At 61.7% G+C, this 20,503-nt stretch carries 17 protein-coding genes, 2 tRNA genes and 1 pseudogene; 18 read left to right on the plus strand and 2 right to left on the minus strand.

From position 1 onward, the window contains the following. Positions 1-181 precede the first annotated feature (181 nt). The 4 genes from clpP (at position 182) to VH564_RS04175 (ending at position 5,710) form a co-directional block, all read left to right on the plus strand. The gene (clpP, locus tag VH564_RS04160) at positions 182-814 is read left to right on the plus strand and encodes an ATP-dependent Clp endopeptidase proteolytic subunit ClpP (RefSeq protein WP_423338530.1); all 633 of its coding nucleotides are present in this window, start codon (positions 182-184) and stop codon (positions 812-814) included. A gap of 304 nt (positions 815-1,118) precedes the next feature. Next, positions 1,119-2,396, plus strand: coding sequence for an ATP-dependent Clp protease ATP-binding subunit ClpX (gene clpX / locus VH564_RS04165; protein ID WP_423338531.1), 1,278 nt, complete (start codon positions 1,119-1,121; stop codon positions 2,394-2,396). Between the two features lie 412 nt (positions 2,397-2,808). After that, positions 2,809-5,229 carry an endopeptidase La gene (gene lon, locus VH564_RS04170; protein WP_423338532.1) on the plus strand — a complete coding sequence of 807 codons (2,421 nt, stop codon included), beginning with the start codon at positions 2,809-2,811 and terminating at the stop codon, positions 5,227-5,229. 205 nt (positions 5,230-5,434) lie between these two features. Then, positions 5,435-5,710: an HU family DNA-binding protein gene (locus tag VH564_RS04175; protein WP_111220564.1), complete on the plus strand. Its 276-nt coding sequence runs from the start codon at positions 5,435-5,437 to the stop codon at positions 5,708-5,710. A gap of 84 nt (positions 5,711-5,794) precedes the next feature. On the opposite strand, the gene VH564_RS04180 is transcribed toward VH564_RS04175, so the two are convergent. Then, the gene (locus tag VH564_RS04180) at positions 5,795-6,781 is read right to left on the minus strand and encodes an aldo/keto reductase (RefSeq protein WP_423338533.1); all 987 of its coding nucleotides are present in this window, start codon (positions 6,779-6,781) and stop codon (positions 5,795-5,797) included. Positions 6,782-6,987: 206 nt separating this feature from the next. On the opposite strand from VH564_RS04180, the gene VH564_RS04185 reads away from it, so the two are divergent. From VH564_RS04185 to VH564_RS04200, 4 genes are all read left to right on the plus strand, one after another. Next, on the plus strand, positions 6,988-7,863 hold the full coding sequence (locus tag VH564_RS04185) for an aldose 1-epimerase family protein (RefSeq protein WP_423338534.1): 876 nt from the start codon (positions 6,988-6,990) through the stop codon (positions 7,861-7,863). Positions 7,864-8,060: 197 nt separating this feature from the next. After that, a complete protein-coding gene (locus VH564_RS04190) occupies positions 8,061-8,306 on the plus strand; it encodes a hypothetical protein (protein WP_423338535.1) in 246 nt (81 codons plus the stop codon). 127 nt (positions 8,307-8,433) lie between these two features. Continuing rightward, on the plus strand, positions 8,434-9,678 hold the full coding sequence (locus VH564_RS04195) for a metallophosphoesterase family protein (protein WP_423338536.1): 1,245 nt from the start codon (positions 8,434-8,436) through the stop codon (positions 9,676-9,678). A 3-nt stretch (positions 9,679-9,681) separates the two neighbouring features. Further along, complete coding sequence (locus VH564_RS04200; RefSeq protein ID WP_423338537.1) at positions 9,682-13,131, plus strand: AAA family ATPase; 3,450 nt, start codon at positions 9,682-9,684, stop codon at positions 13,129-13,131. Positions 13,132-13,134: 3 nt separating this feature from the next. On the opposite strand, the gene VH564_RS04205 is transcribed toward VH564_RS04200, so the two are convergent. Further along, positions 13,135-13,641 carry a DUF3833 family protein gene (locus VH564_RS04205; protein ID WP_423338538.1) on the minus strand — a complete coding sequence of 169 codons (507 nt, stop codon included), beginning with the start codon at positions 13,639-13,641 and terminating at the stop codon, positions 13,135-13,137. A 109-nt stretch (positions 13,642-13,750) separates the two neighbouring features. On the opposite strand from VH564_RS04205, the gene VH564_RS04210 reads away from it, so the two are divergent. From VH564_RS04210 to nuoF, 10 genes and pseudogenes are all read left to right on the plus strand, one after another. Then, positions 13,751-14,149: a (R)-mandelonitrile lyase gene (locus tag VH564_RS04210; RefSeq protein WP_423338743.1), complete on the plus strand. Its 399-nt coding sequence runs from the start codon at positions 13,751-13,753 to the stop codon at positions 14,147-14,149. Between the two features lie 296 nt (positions 14,150-14,445). Next, positions 14,446-14,522: transfer RNA gene (locus VH564_RS04215), tRNA-Asp, on the plus strand. A 75-nt stretch (positions 14,523-14,597) separates the two neighbouring features. Beyond that, positions 14,598-14,674: transfer RNA gene (locus tag VH564_RS04220), tRNA-Asp, on the plus strand. Positions 14,675-15,049: 375 nt separating this feature from the next. Beyond that, on the plus strand, positions 15,050-15,415 hold the full coding sequence (locus VH564_RS04225; RefSeq protein ID WP_423338539.1) for an NADH-quinone oxidoreductase subunit A: 366 nt from the start codon (positions 15,050-15,052) through the stop codon (positions 15,413-15,415). Further along, a complete protein-coding gene (locus tag VH564_RS04230; protein ID WP_423338540.1) occupies positions 15,406-15,990 on the plus strand; it encodes a NuoB/complex I 20 kDa subunit family protein in 585 nt (194 codons plus the stop codon). The genes VH564_RS04225 and VH564_RS04230 overlap by 10 nt, the downstream gene beginning before the upstream one ends. 17 nt (positions 15,991-16,007) lie before the next feature. Beyond that, positions 16,008-16,625 (plus strand): NADH-quinone oxidoreductase subunit C, encoded by a 618-nt coding sequence (locus VH564_RS04235; protein ID WP_423338541.1) that lies wholly within the window; start codon positions 16,008-16,010, stop codon positions 16,623-16,625. A gap of 79 nt (positions 16,626-16,704) precedes the next feature. Continuing rightward, entirely contained in the window at positions 16,705-17,895 is a 1,191-nt protein-coding gene (locus VH564_RS04240) for an NADH-quinone oxidoreductase subunit D (RefSeq protein ID WP_142829055.1), read from the plus strand. Positions 17,896-17,978: 83 nt separating this feature from the next. Continuing rightward, a complete protein-coding gene (locus VH564_RS04245; protein ID WP_423338744.1) occupies positions 17,979-18,194 on the plus strand; it encodes a hypothetical protein in 216 nt (71 codons plus the stop codon). 16 nt (positions 18,195-18,210) lie between these two features. Continuing rightward, positions 18,211-19,086 (plus strand): annotated as a pseudogene (gene nuoE, locus VH564_RS04250) (NADH-quinone oxidoreductase subunit NuoE); the annotation flags it as partial. A gap of 107 nt (positions 19,087-19,193) precedes the next feature. After that, positions 19,194-20,498: an NADH-quinone oxidoreductase subunit NuoF gene (nuoF, locus tag VH564_RS04255; RefSeq protein ID WP_423338542.1), complete on the plus strand. Its 1,305-nt coding sequence runs from the start codon at positions 19,194-19,196 to the stop codon at positions 20,496-20,498. Positions 20,499-20,503 lie beyond the last annotated feature (5 nt).

The following is a 20,503-nucleotide window of genomic DNA, read 5'->3' on the forward strand; positions in this document are numbered from 1 at the left end:
CCGCAATCGCTATTTGCAAGAAACTACATTAGACACGGCGCGAAATTCATTCGCACTCGCTTCTTGACGTTATCCTCTGGCGCGTCTTGAAGTGGTGGGCGGTGACACTCTATGTAGGAGTGACGATTTTATTCGATTCCCGGCACTTCGCCGCCGGGTGCAAGTTTGACAGAGGACGCACATGAGAAATCCAGTCGATACCGCTATGGCTCTGGTGCCCATGGTTGTGGAGCAGACCAATCGGGGCGAACGGTCCTACGACATCTATTCGCGCCTTCTGAAAGAGCGCATCATCTTCATGACGGGTCAGGTCGAAGATCACATGGCGACGCTCGTCTGCGCGCAGCTGTTGTTCCTCGAAGCCGAGAACCCGAAAAAGGAGATTGCGATCTATATCAATTCTCCGGGCGGTGTCGTCACCGCCGGCATGGCCATCTACGATACCATGCAGTTCATCAAGCCTGCCGTGTCGACGCTCTGCATCGGTCAGGCCGCCTCGATGGGTTCGCTGCTGCTCGCAGCCGGCCACAAGGACATGCGCTTCACGACGCCCAATTCGCGGATCATGGTGCACCAGCCCTCGGGCGGCTTCCAGGGTCAGGCGTCGGACATCGAGCGCCATGCCCGCGACATCATCAAGATGAAGCGCCGCCTCAACGAGATCTATGAAAAGCATTGCGGCCGTACCTATGAGGAAGTCGAGCAGACGCTCGATCGCGACCACTTCATGACGGCCGAGGAAGCCAAGGACTGGGGTCTGGTCGACAAGGTCCTGACATCGCGCACCGAGATGGAGGGCGCCGCCGACGCGTGATTATTCGCGTGACGGTGTCTTCTTAGCCACAGTTCTATCCCATTTGTGATCGAATGAGGGGTTTAAACTGAAGCAGAAGGCGCTAATAATAGGCTTTAACGCTATGTTTCGTTTTTATGACGTAGCGTTCGAATTCTAAGGGGAATTCGTTGCCGCCGCGGCCCGGGTCAAGGCTCGGACCGCGTTCAGTACCCCTAGGAGCGCCTGAACGGGCAATGCTCCAGTCCATGGAGCGGCTCAGGCGAGCGCAGAGAGTGGACCGCCATTTCGATGTGGAAATGCGGCGTGCTGGAAGGAAAGTGATATGAGCAAAGTCAGCGGCAGCAACGGCGGTGACTCCAAGAACACCCTGTATTGTTCTTTCTGCGGCAAGAGCCAGCACGAAGTCCGGAAGCTTATCGCCGGGCCGACCGTCTTCATCTGCGATGAATGCGTCGAGTTGTGCATGGACATCATCCGCGAGGAAAACAAATCCTCGATGGTCAAGTCCCGCGACGGCGTTCCCACGCCCCAGGACATCATCAAGGTTCTCGACGAATACGTCATCGGTCAGCGCCAGGCGAAGAAGATCCTGTCGGTCGCCGTGCACAACCATTACAAGCGCCTTGCCCATTCTTCCAAGAATGGCGACATCGAATTGGCGAAGTCCAACATCCTGCTCGTCGGCCCGACCGGCTGCGGTAAGACCTATCTTGCCCAGACGCTGGCCCGCATCATCGATGTGCCCTTCACCATGGCCGATGCGACGACACTCACCGAAGCCGGTTATGTCGGCGAGGACGTCGAGAACATCATCCTGAAGCTTCTGCAGGCGGCCGACTACAACGTCGAGCGTGCCCAGCGCGGCATCGTCTACATCGACGAAGTCGACAAGATCTCGCGCAAGTCCGACAATCCGTCGATCACCCGCGACGTCTCGGGCGAGGGCGTGCAGCAGGCACTGCTGAAGATCATGGAAGGCACCGTCGCCTCCGTGCCCCCTCAGGGCGGCCGCAAGCATCCCCAGCAGGAATTCCTGCAGGTCGATACCACGAACATCCTGTTCATCTGCGGTGGCGCTTTTGCCGGCCTCGACAAGATCATCTCGGCCCGTGGCGAGAAGACCTCGATCGGCTTCGGTGCCTCCGTCAAGGCTCAGGACGATCGCCGCGTCGGCGAAGTGCTGCGCGAACTGGAGCCGGAAGATCTGGTCAAGTTCGGCCTGATCCCGGAATTCATCGGTCGTCTGCCTGTTCTGGCGACGCTGGAAGACCTGGATGCCGATGCGCTGATCCAGATCCTGTCCGAGCCGAAGAACGCGCTGGTGAAGCAGTATCAGCGTCTGTTCGAGATGGAAGACGTCGAACTCAACTTCCACGAGGACGCCCTGCGCGAAATCGCCCGCAAGGCGATCACCCGCAAGACCGGTGCCCGCGGGCTTCGTTCGATCATGGAGAAGATCCTGCTCGACACGATGTTCGATCTGCCCGCGCTGGAAGGCGTGCGTGAAGTGGTCATCTCGGAAGAGGTCGTGCGCGGCTCTGCCCGTCCGCTCTACATCTATGCCGACCGGCAGGACGAGAAGGCCAATGTTTCGGCTTAACGGCTGACGCAGTTCTGTAACATTCTCGAGGGGCTCGTCGGTGACGGGCCCCTTTCTGTTTGAAATACCATGCAGTTTACTGTTAGACTTTCGAATATGGTGGTCGCCGCAGGGTTCGAACCGTTGCACTGCGTACCACCGGCGGCCATGATGGCGTGATTCTGTATGCGTTCGGTGCATCAGCCATTGCGTTGCCGTCCGATGGATGCGGCGATGGCGTGAGGCGCCGGACGATCCGATTTTGTTTTGCGTTCAATGTTGTAATGAGCCTGTCACATCTCGCTCCGCAGGCAGGCTGTACGGCTTGAAATTGTTAACGTGAACCTCCACTTCTACATCAAGTGAGAGAAGCCGGCGCACCAAAACGCTGCCGGCGCTTATCCCGGAAACGGGACGATGGAAAGGAATTGAAATGTCGAAGAAAACGTCTGCGGCACACGAGAGCATTGCCTATCCGGTACTCCCGTTGCGCGATATCGTGGTCTTCCCCCATATGATCGTGCCGCTGTTCGTCGGCCGCGAAAAGTCGATCCGTGCGCTTGAAGAGGTCATGGGTTCCGATAAGCAGATCATGCTCGTCACCCAGATCAACGCCAGCGACGACGACCCGGCTCCGGATGCGATCCACAAGATCGGCACCATTGCCAACGTGCTGCAATTGCTGAAGCTGCCTGACGGCACCGTCAAGGTGCTGGTCGAAGGTAAGTCGCGCGCCGAAATCGACAGCTATACCGGCCGCGAGGATTTCTACGAAGCCCTCGGCCATGCGCTCGAAGAGCCGGCTGAAGATCAGGTCGAGCTGGAAGCGCTGTCGCGCTCGGTCGTCTCCGAGTTCGAAAGCTATGTGAAGCTCAACAAGAAGATCTCGCCCGAGGTCGTTGGTGCTGCCAGCCAGATCGAGGATTACTCGAAGCTGGCCGATACCGTCGCCTCGCATCTGTCGATCAAGATCACCGAGAAGCAGGAGATGCTGGAAACCACCAGCGTCAAGGGCCGCCTGGAAAAGGCGCTCGGCTTCATGGAAGGCGAGATTTCGGTCCTGCAGGTCGAGAAGCGTATCCGCTCGCGCGTCAAGCGCCAGATGGAGAAGACCCAGCGCGAGTACTATCTGAACGAACAGATGAAGGCGATCCAGAAGGAGCTTGGCGACGGCGAGGAAGGCCGCGACGAGATGGCCGAGCTGGAAGAGCGCATCAACAAGACCAAGCTGTCCAAGGAAGGCAAGGAAAAGGCCGATGCCGAGCTGAAGAAGCTCCGGCAGATGAGCCCCATGTCGGCCGAGGCGACGGTCGTGCGCAACTATCTCGACTGGCTGCTCGGGATTCCGTGGAACAAGAAGTCCAAGGTCAAGACCGATCTCGCCGCTGCTGAAAAGATCCTCGACGACGACCATTTCGGTCTCGACAAGGTCAAGGAACGCATTGTCGAATATCTGGCCGTACAGGCTCGCTCGACCAAGATGAAGGGCCCCATCCTGTGCTTGGTTGGTCCTCCCGGCGTCGGCAAGACCTCGCTCGCCCAGTCGATCGCCAAGGCGACCGGCCGCGAATATGTTCGCATGGCGCTTGGCGGGGTGCGTGATGAGGCCGAGATCCGCGGTCACCGCCGCACCTATATCGGCTCGATGCCCGGCAAGGTCATCCAGTCGATGAAGAAGGCCAAGAAGTCCAACCCGCTCTTCCTGCTCGACGAAATCGACAAGATGGGCCAGGACTTCCGCGGCGATCCGTCTTCGGCTCTGCTCGAAGTGCTCGATCCGGCCCAGAACGGCACATTCCAGGATCACTACCTGGAAGTCGAATACGATCTGTCTGACGTCATGTTCGTGACAACAGCCAATACGCTGAACATCCCGGCACCTTTGATGGACCGCATGGAAGTCATCCGTATTGCCGGTTACACGGAAGACGAAAAGCGTGAGATCGCCAAGCGGCATCTGCTGCCGAAGGCCATCAAGGAACATGCGCTGCAGCCGAGCGAATTCTCGGTCAGCGACGATGCCCTGATGTCGATCAGCCAGCATTATACCCGCGAAGCCGGCGTTCGTTCGTTCGAGCGCGAATTGATGAAGCTCGCCCGCAAGGCGGTCACCGAGATCATCAAGGGCAAGTCGACATCGGTGCATGTCACCGCGGCCAACATCGACGAGTATCTGGGCGTTCCCCGGTTCCGCCATGGCGAAGCCGAGCGCGAGGATCAGGTCGGCGTTGTCACGGGTCTTGCCTGGACGGAAGTCGGCGGCGAGTTGCTGACGATCGAAGGCGTGATGATGCCTGGCAAGGGCCGCATGACGGTGACCGGCAATCTGAAGGAAGTGATGAAGGAATCGATTTCCGCAGCGGCGTCTTATGTCCGCAGCAGAGCCGTCGATTTCGGCATCGAACCACCACGCTTCGACAAGAGCGATATCCACGTGCACGTTCCGGAAGCGGCAACGCCTAAGGACGGTCCGTCAGCGGGTGTCGCCATGGCAACTGCCATCGTCTCGATCATGACCGGTATTCCTGTCGACAAGAATGTCGCTATGACCGGCGAGATCACACTGCGCGGTCGGGTCCTGCCAATCGGTGGTTTGAAGGAAAAGCTGCTGGCTGCTCTTCGCGGCGGCATCAAGAAGGTGCTCATTCCGGAAGAAAACGCCAAGGATCTGGCGGAAATTCCGGACAACGTGAAGAACGGCATGGAGATCATCCCGGTATCCCGCATGGGCGAGGTGATCCAGCATGCCCTGATCCGGCAGCCCGTCGCTATCGAGTGGGACGGCTCCATCGAAACGCCGCTGATCGCGACGGTCGAGGGCGTCGACGATCTGGGCAACACTTTGGCGCATTAAGGCAGGCCGCTGCCACACTTGTGCCGAATTGACATAAAAGCGAGAAAAGGCCGGCTTCAACGCCGGCCTTTTCTGTGAAAACTGCTTCGGGATGCTTGCTTTTCCTTGTTTTGCAGGGCTTTTGGGTTGCGACGGGGCAGAGCTTACGTATTCTGCGCCCGGCTTATTGATTGAGTCGTTTCATACCGAAGAAAGGGTTGGAAACATGAACAAGAATGAACTCGTGTCTGCAGTGTCCGAGAAGGCCGGCATCACCAAGGCTGATGCAGCTTCCGCTGTCGATGCTGTTTTTGAAGTCGTCCAGGGCGCACTGAAGAGCGGCGGCGACGTTCGTCTCGCCGGTTTCGGCAGCTTCACCGTTTCTCACCGTGCAGCGTCCAAGGGTCGTAACCCTTCGACTGGCGCTGAAGTCGACATTCCGGCTCGTAACGTGCCGAAGTTCACGCCCGGCAAGGGCCTGAAGGAATCCGTCAACAGCTGATTTCGCTTGGCCGGCCGGTCGACGGCGATCCAGGCTGGCGGCGCTTAGAAAGAGGGTCCGGTTTTTCCGGACCCTTTTTGCGTTTTACCAGCGCTGGTGCACGTGCGGTGCGATCAGCCGGTCGTAGATCTCGCGCGTGGCCGCCATGACATCGGCCGACAGTGGTGAAAGGTCGGCTGCGGCAGCGTTCGCCTTGGCCTGCTCGGCATTGCGGGCACCGGGGATGACAACGGTCACGGCATCGCTCATCAAGATCCAGCGCAGCGCGAAGGCCGCCATGCTCGCGCCCTCAGGCACAAGCTTGCGCACTTCTTCGACCGCCTCCAGCCCGACGTCGAACGGCACGCCGGCAAAGGTCTCGCCGACATCGAAAGCTTCGCCGTTGCGATTGAAGTTGCGATGGTCGTCGGCAGCGAAAGTCGTGCCGCTGGTGATCTTGCCGGACAGCAGGCCGCTTGCCAGCGGTACCCGGGCAATGACGGCGACGTTGTTGCGTCGCGCTTCCGCAAAGAACAAGTCGGACGGACGCTGTCGCAAAATGTTGTAGATGATCTGGATGCTGACGACGCCCGGAAAGGCGATGGCCTTCAGCGCTTCCTCGACCTTCTCGACGCTGACGCCGTATCCCTTGATCTTGCCGTCCTGCGTCAGTGCGTCCAGCGCTTCGAACACCTCCGGCCGGTACAACACCTCCGTCGGCGGGCAATGAAGCTGCACCAGATCGAGGCATTCTACGCCGAGATTCTTCAGGCTGCGGTCGATGAAGCCTTCGAGGTTGGCCTTGGTATAGCCGTCGGCCACGTGCGGATCGAGCCGTCGTCCCGCCTTGGTGGCAACCATCGGGCGTTCGCCGCCGCGCGCCTTCAGCACCTCGGCGATGATTTTTTCGGAACGACCGTCGCCATAGACGTCGGCGGTGTCGATAAAGGTCATGCCGGCGTCGAGTGCTGCGTTGAGTGCCGCGCGGCCGTCGGCCTCGCTGACATCGCCCCAGGCGCCGCCAATCTGCCAGGCGCCGAAGCCGACGTCGCTGACGGTGAATGGCATGCGGCCGAATGCGTGATGTCTCATGGAATTCCTCCTCTGGTGGATGGACAAGGGCGTAGCAAAGCGGATCATGCGCAGCAAGCCGTCGCGCGCTTGTCTCGGGTAGGCAGATAGGGGAGAAGAGCAGCGCGGCAATCGGACGTTATCATCTGCATCAAGGGTTCAGGCTGCTGGCAATCACCCTGTTGCCCCGATATGTTGCGCCGAACCCGAAGCCCTGAGGACCTGCCATGTCGACGCCCGTTCGTATCTCCAATGAATTCCTGACCATCGAGGTCTCCTCGCTCGGCGCCGAAATGCAGAGCCTCGCAGACAACAACGGACGTTCCTACCTGTGGAATGGCGACGCAGCATTCTGGACCGGTCGCTCGCCGATCCTGTTTCCGATCGTCGGCAGGGCGCCGGAGGATCATCTGGTCATCGACGGCCAGAGCTATCCCATGGGCCAGCACGGCTTCGCGCGCCGCAGCGAGTTTGTCCTTGCCGCCGCCACCGAAACGACAACCCGGCACGAGCTGGCGACCTCGGGCGCGACGTCGGCCGTCTATCCCTTCGACTTCCTGCTCGCCGTCGAGCACCGCATCGAGGGACGGTCGGTCACCGTTTCAGCCGAGGTGACCAACCGTGGCGACAAGCCCATGCCGTTCGGCCTCGGTTTTCATTCGGCCTTCGTCTGGCCGCTGCCAGACGCCGAGGATCGGCCCCACGGCGTCACGCTCGACAACGGAGCCGAGCCGCCGCTGACGCGGCTTGATGGCGGATTGGTGAAGCCCGGTACGTTGCCGTCGCCCTTCAGGGCCGGCCATCTCGTGCTGGACCATGCGATGTTCGACGCCGACGCGATGATCTTCCCGCAGGGTGCCGGCAGCGGGCTGCGCTATGGCGTCGAGGGCGGCCCGCAGCTGCGCTTTCAGTTCGAGAACCTCCCGAACCTGGCACTATGGAGCAAACCCGGCGCGCCGTTTCTCTGCGTCGAGCCTTGGCATGGCACGGCGGCCGAAATCGGGGGGTCTAAGGAACTCGCCGACCGACCCTACACGACGCTGCTCGCATCGGGTGCCACCGCGCGCTTCGCCTTCACGGTCGAAATCCCGGAAACCGAGTAACAGCCAGCGGGGATGTGGCAGCCCTCATCGAGGCACGAGGAGCGTCGTCGGCTCGGTGCCGGGCGTAGCCGAGCTTTTTTCATGCGCCCGCAGATTGGTCACGGGAAACGCGCGGTTAACCACGCGGAAAACGCCCATGTTACTATCGGTGAGGTTCGACGTTGGGTGCCTGCGCACTTTCCAATGCAGGAAAATTCATGACGATCGCCCGGCCGGATTGGCTACAGATTGCATCTGAAGCCAGAAGTTTTCGTCAGATGTATCGTCTGGCCGGTGAGATTGCGGCAAGTGCCGCCTCTACTGGCGGCGAAAAGCGGGCCGCCAAGCGGGTGGTTGGCAGCCTCCGCGATGTCATCGATGCCCCCATCGCAGCGGCGGCGACGCTCGCCAAGGCTCGCATGTGCTTTGAGCGGCTTGTCAATTTGCTGCGGCCCGCGCCCTGACAGCCTCTGTCAAACAGCTGCGGTGAGATCGAGATCTGTCGAAAGCTTGGGATGAACGTGTAGCCGCCGTAGCAATGCCCGCGAAAAATGCTTAAAAAAATCACCCGATGCTTTGCGACCGGAGCGTATGTCCTCATTCACCTTCATCCACGCGGCCGATCTGCATCTCGGCAGTCCCTTCCAGGGGCTGGCCCTGAAAGACGCCGATATCGCCGCAATCTTCGTTGATGCTAGCCGCAAGGCATTCTCGACCCTGGTCGACCGCGCCGTTGAACGGCAGGTGGATTTCTTCATCATTGCCGGCGACGTCTATGACGGCGATTGGAAAGACAACAAGATCGGTCTGTTCTTCAACCGCGAAATGGCCCGGCTGGAGCGCGCCGGCATACCGGTCTACCTGCTCCGGGGAAACCACGACGCGGAAAGCGTCATCACCAAGACCATCACCCTGCCGGACAATGTTCACGAGTTTCCGACCGCGAAACCCGGTACCTTCAAGATCGACGCGCTCAAGGTGGCGCTGCACGGTCAGGGCTTCGCCGACCGGTCCGCCACCGACAACCTCGCGCTCGCCTATCCGGCGGCGCTGCCGGGCTGGTTCAATATCGGCGTGCTGCACACATCGCTGACGGGGCGCGAGCCCCATGCAAACTATGCGCCTTGCTCGCTCGACGACCTGCGCTCGCGCGGCTACGATTACTGGGCGCTGGGCCATGTCCACGAATATGAGCTGCTTTCGGAAAACCCGGCGATCCTGTTTCCGGGCAATCTGCAGGGGCGCAGCATCCGCGAATGCGGTGCCAAGGGCGCGCTGCTGGTCACCATCGAGGACGGTGCCGTCAACCATGAACGGATCATCGTCGACGAGGCGCGGTTCGGTGAGCTTGCCGTCGACGTCACGGTCGATGACGACCCGGCGACGATCCTGCGGCGCATCCAGCAATCCGTCGAGCCGCTCGTCGACGGCATGGAGGAGCGCCTGCTGGCATTGCGCGTCCGGCTGTCCGGCGAAAGCCATGCGCGCAAGGATCTGATTGCCCGCCGCCAGGATTTTCATGACGAGGTGCAGGCTGCCTGCCACCGCGCGCATGCCGACATCTGGCTGGAAAAGCTCGAGCTGCGGCTGACGGACCCGGTCGGACGCAATCCTGCTGGCCTTGCCCAGGGTGGGTTGGATCTGGATGCGCTGATCCCCCCGACGACCGACTTGCCGCCGTCGGTTCTCGAAGAGGCGCAGGCGCGCCTTTCTGAAATCGTGGCGAAGCTCCCGGGCGGGCTGGCGGCGAGGGAACAGCCGCTGGACGCCGATCTCGACGCGCTGTTGGCCGAGGCACGCGATCTGCTGGTGGCGCGATCGGGAAGGGCTGTTTGACCGATGCGCTTCAATAGGCTGGATATCCTGCGCTATGGCGCACTCACCGACCGCATCCTGGTCTTCCGACCGGATGCGCGGCTGCACATTATCTACGGCCCCAACGAGGCGGGAAAATCCTCGGCCCTGGCTGCGATCTCCGACCTGATGTTCGGTTTTCCCACGGCCGCCGAATATAGCTTCCTGCACGACGCCAACACATTGCGCGTCGGTGCGGAAATAACCGGGAGCAATGGCCAGAACCTGTCCTTCCGGCGCCGGCGTGGACGCAAGAACACGCTGCTTTCGGCCGATGCCGCTGAGGCAGCGCTGTCGGAAGATGCCCTGGCCGCCTTTCTCGGCAGCCTCAACCGTGATGTCTTCGAGCGCGCTTTCGGCCTCAACTCCGACAGGCTTCGCCGCGGCGCTGCGGCGATGCTGAAGGGCGGCGGCGAGATCGGCAGCCTGTTGTTTTCCGCAGCGTCCGGGCTGCTCGGGCTGACACAGTTGAAACAGTCGCTGGAAAGCGAGGCCGACCTCATCTACGGCCCAAGGAAATCCAAGGACCGCTCTTTCTATCAGGCGCTCGAACGCCACGACGAAGCCAAGCGTGCCGAACGCGAAAGCGAATTGAAGTCAGGCGACTGGAAGCGCCTGCTGGCCGATGCCGCCGATATCGAAGCGCAGCTTGCCGCGCTGAAGGCCGAGCGTCAGGAGACCAAGCGCGCCCTCGACCGTCTGACGATGCTAAGGACTCTTGAGCCAGTTCTGGCGGAAATCGATGCCGAGGAAGAGCAGCTTACCCATTTTGCAGATCTTGCGTCCTTGCCCGCCGTTTTTGCCGCCGACCTTTCCCAGGCGCTCGAGCGGCGCGAGGGGATGGAGGCGGCTATCCGCGCTGCCGATGCCGAGATGGACCGGATCGCTGACGAGATCGGTGCGACGCCGGTCGACGAAGCGACGCGCGATGCCGCAGCCCTGATCATGGCCCGCTATGCGGAGACTGCCGATTACCGGTCGAAGATCAAGGACATGCGGCGCGTCTCCGGCGAAATCGACGAGTTCGACGCGCGCCTGCTGCAGACTGCCCGCAGGCTGGGCCTTGCGGATGCGCACGAGGTCGAAAGGGTGCAACCGAGCGACGCCGACCTGGCGCGCGCGCGCAAGCTGGTGGCCGATGGCGTGGCGATCCGCCGCGACCATGCAGACGTCGTCCAGAGGCTCGCCGAGGAGCGCGATCAACTGCGACGACTGGACGAGATGGCGGCCAGCGGCCGGCTCATCGATCCCAAGCCCTATCAGGAGCAACTGGCGGTGCTGCAGCCGGACCTCGCCGAACTGGCGCGGCTCGATGCGGTCGCGGTGCAGGTGACGAGGCTGGAGGGCGACCTCGACAGCGCCGCCGGCCGCTTGCTGCCTGCTGTCAACGACCTGGAGCGGCTGCTGTCGTTGCCATTGCCTGACATCGCCGCGCTCACTCGCCACAGCGATATCCTGGCCGAGGCAGAGGCTGACAGCCGCGAGGCCGCCAGCCGCCTTGCGACCCTTGAGGCGGAAGCCGCCGATATCGCCGCCAAGATTGCCGGCATGCAGCAGAAGGGCACAATCGTCACCCGCGAACAGATCGCCGAGGCCCGTGCCGTGCGCGACGCGGCCTGGCAATCCGTTGCGAGCGCCCCCAAGGTGTCGGTGAGCAACACACACGCGGTTTCGGAGGCCATTGGCGAAGCCGACCGGCTTGCCGATCTCGCCCTTGCTGACGCCGATCGAGTCTCGCGCCACGCCCAGCTGAGGTTGCGGCAGGGGCAGATGGAGGCCGAGCTTGAGGCGGCGAGTGCGTTGAGCTTCAGTCGCGATCGCTTGCTCGAGGCCGCGCGCAAAAACTATCGCGAGCTGTTCGAGCCGAGCGGCATCAAGCCGCTTGCGCCGGAGCGGATGATCGACTGGCGCCGCGCTGTCGACGCTCTCTTCCGCCAGCGCGAAGCGCTGAACGACATCAGGGATGAACTTGCCGAACTGAAGCGCAAGGAGGCACGGCTCGCCCCCATGCTGACGGCTCTATCCGATGCGACGGGATACAACACGCCATCGACGCTTTCGCCAACCGCGCTTGCCAGAGGGCTGGCGCGGCACATCGAGGCGATCGGCGAGCGCTGGACCAACAGCCGCGCCGCCGAGGGCAAGCGCACAGCCGCGCTCGACGCACTCGCCCGGCTGGAACAGCGCCAGGCCGATATCCGCCTGTCCGCCGAGAAATTCGAGGTGGATTTTGCCGATGCGGTCCAGGCGATCGGCCTTCCGGAGGGCGCCACCATGGAGATGGCAGAGGCAGCGCTTGAGATATGGAAGACGCTGCCGGACACGCTGATGGAGCGGGAGAACCGGAGACGACGCGTGCGTGGCATGCAACGGGATACTGCTACTTTCGAGCGGGCGGTGCAGGAGCTGGTCGGCTCCATCGCGCCGGAACTGAAGCCTTTGGCGCCAGACGCAGCGGCCGAGGCGCTGCACGAACGGGCGGTGTCCGCCAATGCCGGCGAGCAGCGCCGGGCAGCGCTGGAAAAAGCCCGGCAGCAGGCCGAGCTGCGCCTTGCCCGATGCCGGGCGGACTTTGCTGAGGCCGAGGCGGAACTGGCAGAGCTTGCCAAGCTTGCGCCGGAGGCGAGCGACCTCGACGCGCTGCTGGCACGGCTGGAAGAACGCCGCCGCCTTCAGACCCGCCTGTCCGAGAGCCGGGGGCGCTTCGCCCTGCAGGCGAGCGGTGAGGACGAGGAGCATGTTCGCGCCGATCTCTCCGGCTTCGACCGGGTGCTTGCCGCGCTGGAGATCGAACAGCTTGCCACGCGCGACCAGACGCAGCTGAGCCGTTTTGCCGAATTGAATGTCCGTCAGGCGGAAAACCAGCGGCAGCGGCAGCTGCTGGAGACAGGCGTCGGTGCCGAGGCGGCTGTGTTCCAGAAATACGCGGCCGAGACGGAGGCCAAGGATCTGGCCCGCGAATGGCTGGTGCTGAAACTGGCATCCAGCCTGCTCGCCTCATCCATGGAGACCTACCGTGAGCGCCAGGCCGACCCCGTGATGCGCCGGGCAGGGGAGCTGTTCTCGGTGCTCACGGGAGGGCGCTTTGCCCGCCTGGTGCAGCTCTACGACGACAAGGATGAACTGCAGCTGCAGGCGGAGCGCGACAGCGGCGAGAAGGTGCCGCTCGACGGCCTCAGCGAAGGCACGGGCGACCAGCTCTATCTCGCCCTCCGCCTGGCCTTTCTCGAAGATTATTCCACTCGCAACGAGCCGGCACCGCTTGTCGTCGACGACATCTTCCAGACCTTCGACGACGATCGCACAGCGTCCGGCCTGCGCGCTCTCGCCGGTACGGCCGATCGCTTCCAGACGATTCTCTTTACCCATGAGATGAGCGTCGTCGATATCGCCACGCGTGAGATCGGCCGGGATCTCGACCTGATCAGGCTATAGCGGTCAGCGCTTACGCGTGAACACCACATGGGTGCGGGCGACCGGAAAACCGTACTTCGTCACCCAGGCGTTGTTGATCATGCTGCCGTCCGGCTGCACGACCATGCTGTCGTGAAAGCGCACGATGTTGGGCTTGCCCTTCGGCGACAGGTTCACGAGATAGGTGAAGCGGGCCGTCTGGCCGGATATCTTCACCTCGGTGTCGCCGACGACGTCTTCCCGGGTGCCACGGTAGGTGTTGGGGCCGGTCTTGGTGAAGCGCCAGGTCTTGCGATCCGTTTCGCCGTCTGAATAGCGGAAATCTTCGCGCAGCGAAAACAGCTTGCCGGAGGAGGTGCCGGTCAGCTTGACGGTGAAGTCGCGGCTGACGCCGTTGATGGCGCCGAAATGCCCTGTCGCGACAGTGTGTCCGGCGAAGTACTTCTCTAGCCGCAGGTCGGCCGCCGATGCACCTGCCACAGCGGCGAGCTGCAGCAACGCGGCCGCGGCGAGGGTTGGTCCGTAACGCATGAAATCTCTCCCGTGATGCAGGCGTCTCTTGGAGAAGGCCTTGTATGTCCTTACGTTGATGTCGAACCGCTGGATCAAGCGGGCAGCGAGCGTCATCGGAGCAAAAAACATGGACATCAAGCCAAATGGATCACGCGCCTCGTTGAAGGCACCGGCGGACTACTTCACCGGTGCGGTGCGCCAGGACCCGCTGATACAGACCCCGGAGCCGAGCCGGGTGCAGGCGGTCAGCGTCACCTTCGAGCCCGGCGCGCGCACCGCCTGGCACACCCACCCGCTCGGACAGACGCTGGTGGTCACGGCCGGCAAGGGCCTGGCGCAGGCGTGGGGCGGCGAGATTCGAGAAATCGGCCCGGGCGACGTCATCTGGTTTCCGCCGGGAGAGAAGCATTGGCATGGCGCCGGCGCCGATACGGCCTTAACCCACATCGCCATCCAGGAGATGCAGGATGGCAAGGCCGCAGACTGGATGGAGTTCGTTTCAGAAGAGCAGTATCGGGGACAGTGAATCTGAGGCTGATCGGGCTGCATTCTCCTGTTTTGGCGGCTCGTGCTGATTCGCAGCATCACGCCTTGAAGTCGTTGTTGCGCCAGAGACAGCACTCTGCAATTTCGTCTCGCATTTCAGCCCGATATTCTCCGTCTGTGGATAGCTTTCGATATCTGCAAAAACAAATCGGTTGCGGTCATGGAATTGTCTTCAAAGCTGCTTGACACCAAAAGACGAACCTCGTAGTTAGCCGCTCATCGAACGGCAAGCCGCTCGGGTGGATACGAAAGTATCCGGACTACTTGAAATGAATTGCGGGTGTAGCTCAGTTGGTTAGAGTGCCGGCCTGTCACGCCGGAGGTCGCGGGTTCGAGCCCCGTCACTCGCGCCATTTCAAGTCAAGCGGATCGCTCGCGACCGCCTTCCGGATAGGGACTATCCAAGGCCTTAGGGTCAAAAAATATGCGCGGGTGTAGCTCAGTTGGTTAGAGTGCCGGCCTGTCACGCCGGAGGTCGCGGGTTCGAGCCCCGTCACTCGCGCCATTTAACCAAATGCTTCCAAAAATCGAAATCGCCCTTGCGGCGCCAACCGTGGCACGCAATTGGTGATGTATGTTTGGCGAATCCTCACCACGGGCTTGCCCCACGCTACCCATCGACGGCTAATCTCGCCTTCCTCCTCTCCGCCCGTTATGGCCAATTCGTGAAGGCGTCGGCCATTGTTTTGAGCCCGAGCCCGAGCCCACTCTAGCGCGAACCTATGAGGTGTTTGGTCGCGCCTCCAAATCGGCCGTCAAAGTTCTTGCACCGGCGCGCCGCCTGCGATAACCACGGCGTGTTGCAACGCTCTTTCGCTTGCTGGGCAATCGCCCCGAGGTGCCGCCCCGGCGCTTCCCCCCGCAGGCAGGGATAGACACCATGACTGGACTTCTCGCCTCCTATCTGCCGATTGCGATCTTCATAGGAATCTCCCTTGTCATCGGCCTTGCGCTGCTGATTACGCCCTTTGCTGTCGCCTTCAAGGCGCCCGATCCGGAGAAGCTTTCGGCGTTCGAATGCGGCTTCAACGCCTTCGACGACGCTCGCATGAAATTCGACATTCGATTCTATCTCGTGTCGATTCTCTTCATCATTTTCGATCTGGAAGTCGCCTTCCTGTTTCCCTGGGCCGTATCCTTCTCGTCGATCGGCTGGTTCGGATTGTGGTCGATGATGGTGTTCCTCGGCGTACTGACGATCGGCTTCGTGTATGAATGGAAGAAGGGAGCACTCGAATGGGAGTAGCCAATAGCAATGCGACGCTGATCGCGCCTCAGCCGAAGGGCCTTGTCGATCCCTCGACCGGCCGTCCGATCGGCAGCAACGATCCATTTTTCGGCGAAGTCAACGATGAGCTGGCCGACAAGGGCTTCCTGACGACGAGCACCGAAAGCCTGATCACATGGGCCCGCACCGGCTCCTTGATGTGGATGCAGTTCGGCCTTGCCTGCTGCGCCGTCGAAGGCCTGATGCAGGTATCCGGCCCGCGCTACGACATGGAGCGCTTCGGTGTCGCCCCGCGCGCATCGCCGCGCCAGTCGGACGTGATGATCGTCGCCGGCACGCTCACCAACAAGATGGCCCCGGCGCTTCGCAAGGTCTACGACCAGATGCCCGAGCCACGGTACGTCATCTCGATGGGCTCCTGCGCCAATGGCGGTGGCTACTATCACTATTCCTATTCCGTCGTCCGTGGCTGCGACCGCGTCGTTCCGGTCGATATCTACGTGCCGGGCTGTCCTCCGACGGCAGAAGCGCTGCTTTACGGCGTGCTGCTGCTGCAGAAGAAGATCCGGCGCACCGGTACGATCGAACGCTAAGGCAAGGGACACGCAATATGACTGAGGCCCTGACCGAGCTTTCCGCCTATATCGGCAACGCGCGCGGCGCGTTGATCTCTTCGTCCGAGATCAGCTTTGGCGAACTGACGTTGAAGACGGATGCCGACAACATTGTCGCCCTCCTGACCTTCCTGCGAGACGATCCGCAGTGTGCCTTCATCTCGCTGGTGGATATCTGTGGTGTGGATTGGCCGCAGCGGCTTGAGCGCTTCGACGTCGTCTATCACCTGATGTCGCCGACCAGGAACCTGCGCATCCGCATCAAGCTGACAACGACGGAAAGCCGCGCCGTACCTTCGGCCGGTGGCGTGTTTCGCGGAGCCGACTGGTTCGAGCGGGAGGCGTGGGATCTCTTTGGCATCACCTTTTCCGGCCATACCGACCTTCGCCGCATCCTCACGGATTACGGCTTCGAGGGTCATCCGCTGCGCAAGGATTTTCCGACCACGGGCTTCGTCGAAGTACGCTACGATGATCTGGCCAAGCGGGTTGTCTATGAGTCGGTCGAACTGAAGCAGGAATTTCGCAATTTCGACTTCCTGAGCCCATGGGAGGGCACGGACTACGTCTTGCCGCCGGTGGTGCTGCCGGGCGACGAGAAGGCGAAGCAGTAGGACAGGGAGGCTGTTGTGATATCAGCGGCCTCCACGCACTGCTTCTACAAAGACTAATGCCAGCGCGGAGCGCGAAGCCATGACTGAACACAACGTCCGCAATTTCACGATCAACTTCGGTCCGGAGCACCCTTCCGCGCACGGCGTGCTGCGTCTGGTGCTGGAGCTGGACGGTGAAATTGTCGAGCGCGTCGATCCGCATATCGGCCTTCTGCATCGCGGGACCGAGAAGCTGATCGAGACGAAGACCTATCTGCAGGCCGTGCCCTATTTCGACCGGCTGGACTACGTCGCGCCGATGAACCAGGAGCATGCGTTCGCGCTCGGCGTCGAGAAGCTGCTCGGTCTTGAAATTCCGATCCGCGGCCAGTTGATCCGCGTTCTCTATTCGGAAATCGGCCGTATCCTGTCGCATATCATGAACGTCACCACCCAGGCGATGGACGTCGGCGCGATGACGCCGCCGGTATGGGGCTTCGAAGAGCGCGAAAAGCTGATGATCTTTTACGAGCGCGCCTGCGGTGCTCGTTTGCATGCCGCCTATTTCCGTCCGGGCGGCGTCCATCAGGATATTCCGCCTGAGCTGGTCGAGGACATCGGCAAGTGGTGCGATCCGTTCCTGAAGATTCTGGATGACATCGAGGGCCTCCTGACGGGCAACCGTATCTTCAAGCAGCGCAACGTCGACATCGGCGTGGTCAAGCTGGAAGACGCCTGGAACATGGGCTTTTCCGGCGTCATGATTCGTGGCTCCGGCGCCAAGTGGGACCTGCGCCGCTCGCAGCCCTATGAGTGCTATTCCGACCTCGAATTCGATATTGCCATCGGCAAGAATGGCGACTGTTTCGATCGCTACCTGATCCGCATGGAAGAGATGCGTCAGTCCGTCCGCATCATGAAGCAGTGCGTCGATCGGTTGCTCGGCGTCGCCAAGACCGGCCCGGTCTCGTCGCTGGACGGCAAGGTCGTGCCGCCGAAGCGCGGCGACATGAAACGCTCGATGGAAGGCCTGATCCACCATTTCAAGCTCTACACCGAAGGCTATCACGTGCCGGCCGGCGAGGTATATGCGGCCGTCGAGGCGCCGAAGGGCGAGTTCGGCGTCTATCTGGTCGCCGACGGTTCGAACAAGCCGTATCGCTGCAAGATCCGCGCGCCGGGCTTCGTCCACCTCCAGGCGATGGATTTTCTCTGCCGCGGCCATCAGCTGGCTGACGTGACAGCCGTGCTCGGCTCTCTCGACATCGTCTTCGGCGAGGTCGATCGCTGATGAAGCGTCTGGCCCTCGTCACCCTTGCCTTGCTCTTCGCGTCGGCCGCTTCTGCGCAGCAGACGACCACGAAGCTCGGCTCGATGGGGCAGGTCATCAAGCCGCCGGTCGCCGGTTTCCCGGCTGCGGGGACGGCTGCAGGCGAGTCGACCATGGCGGAGCTCCTGACCAAGGGTTATGATATAAAGGCCGCCGTACCGAATGGCGGTAAGTTCATCGTATTTATGCAAAAAGACCAGTCGGCCTATGCCTGCGAATTCGAGTCCCTGACCGGTACGCGGTGTGGATCCATAAACTGAGATAAGGCGTCAAAGAATGTCCGTTCGTCGTTTAGCAGAAAGTCAGTTCCAGCCCGCAGGCTTCGCCTTTACGGACGATAACGCCGCCTGGGTTGACCGGACGATCAAGAAATACCCGGAAGGGCGCCAGCAATCGGCGGTCATTCCGGTGCTGATGCGTGCGCAGGATCAGGAAGGCTGGGTCAGCAAGGCGGCGATCGAGAAGGTCGCCGACATGCTTGGCATGGCCTATATCCGCGTGCTCGAAATCGCCACCTTCTACACCCAGTTCCAGCTGCATCCGGTCGGCACGCGCGCCCATGTCCAGGTCTGCGGCACGACGCCTTGCATGCTGCGCGGCTCCGAAGCGCTGATGAAGGTGTGCAAGAGCAAGATCCACGAGCATACCTTCGCACGCAACGCAGACGGCACGCTGTCCTGGGAAGAGGTGGAATGTCTTGGGGCTTGCGTCAACGCCCCAATGGTAATGATCGGCCACGACACCTATGAAGACCTGACGCCGGAACGTCTCGGCGAGATCATCGACACCTTCGCAGCAGGCAAGGGCGACGAGATCAAGCCAGGTCCGCAGATCGACCGCTGGTTCTCTTCGCCGGAAGGCGGCCCGACGGCGCTGCTCGGCGAGTTTCAGCCCTATGCGAAGGCAGACGACAAGCCACCGGAGGCTGCCGTGGGCGAGGGGGCGACCACACCTCCATCCGAGGCGGCACGTCCGAAAAGCACGGATGCGGAAACCAACGCGGCATTGAAGAGCCCGGCTGACGGCAAGTCGGCCGCACCTGCCGGGACGCCGAACGCAGAACCGGCCAAGCCCGACAACAATGCCACCGGCCCGGCGAAGGCCAAAGCTGCACCAGCGTCAGATGCTCCGGCAACTTCCGAACAAAGCCGCAGCGACAAAGGCGGGGATGGCCGAAAGTGAAAATGACCCCATGGACGGCCGAAACCCACACATCGAAAAGCGTCTCGAAATAATCGACGAACCGGCGGAATAAGCACATGCTGAACGATCAGGATCGCATCTTCACGAATATCTATGGCCTGCGCGACAAGTCGCTGAAGGGTGCTATGAGCCGTGGACATTGGGATGGGACCAAGCAGATCCTCGAAAAGGGTCGCGACTGGATCATCAACGAGATGAAGGCGTCCGGCCTGCGCGGTCGCGGCGGCGCCGGCTTCCCGACGGGCTTGAAATGGTCGTTCATGCCGAAGGAAAACGACGGCCGTCCGCACTATCTGGTCGTCAATGCCGATGAATCGGAGCCCGGCACCTGCAAGGACCGCGACATCCTGCGCCACGATCCGCATACGCTGGTCGAAGGCTGCGTCATCGCCTCCTTCGCCATGGGTGCCAACCACGCCTACATCTATGTGCGTGGCGAATATATCCGCGAGCGTCAGGCGCTGCAGGCCGCGATCGACGAATGCTATGATGCGGGCCTGCTCGGCAAGAACAACAAGCTCGGCTACGACATTGATATCATTGTCCATCATGGTGCCGGCGCCTATATCTGCGGCGAAGAAACCGCCCTGCTCGAAAGCCTCGAGGGCAAGAAGGGCCAGCCGCGCCTGAAGCCGCCGTTCCCGGCAAACATGGGTCTCTACGGCTGCCCGACGACCGTCAACAATGTTGAGTCGATCGCCGTCGCCCCGACCATCCTGCGCCGTGGTGCCGGGTGGTTCTCCGGCATCGGCCGGGCGAACAACGTCGGCACCAAGCTTTTCATGCTGTCCGGTCACGTCAATAAGCCGGTGACTGTCGAAGAGAGCATGGGCATCACCTTCCGCGAACTCGTCGACAAGCACGCCGGCGGCATTCGCGGCGGCTGGGACAATCTGCTGGCGGTCATTCCCGGCGGCGCATCCTGCCCGATCGTGCCGGCCAAGGACATGATCGACGGCATCATGGATTTCGACGGCATGCGGGCAGCAGGGTCCTCTTTCGGGACCGGCGCATCGATCGTGATGGACAAGTCGACAGACGTCATCAAGGCGATCGCCCGCATCTCGGCCTTCTTCAAACATGAAAGCTGCGGCCAGTGCACGCCGTGCCGCGAAGGCACCGGCTGGATGTGGCGGGTCTTGGAGCGCATGGCGCGGGGTAACGCCCAGAAGCGTGAAATCGACATGCTGCTGCAGGTAACCAAGCAGATCGAAGGTCATACGATCTGCGCGCTCGGCGATGCAGCATCCTGGCCCGTGCAGGGCCTGATCCGCCATTTCCGTCCCGAGATCGAAAAGCGGATCGATCAGTACAGTGCAAATGCGACGGATCACGGCGCGGTGCTGGAAGCGGCCGAATAACAGCG

Origin of the sequence: Rhizobium sp. HT1-10, assembly GCF_049472505.1 — a bacterium.
Lineage (GTDB): Bacteria > Pseudomonadota > Alphaproteobacteria > Rhizobiales > Rhizobiaceae > Rhizobium.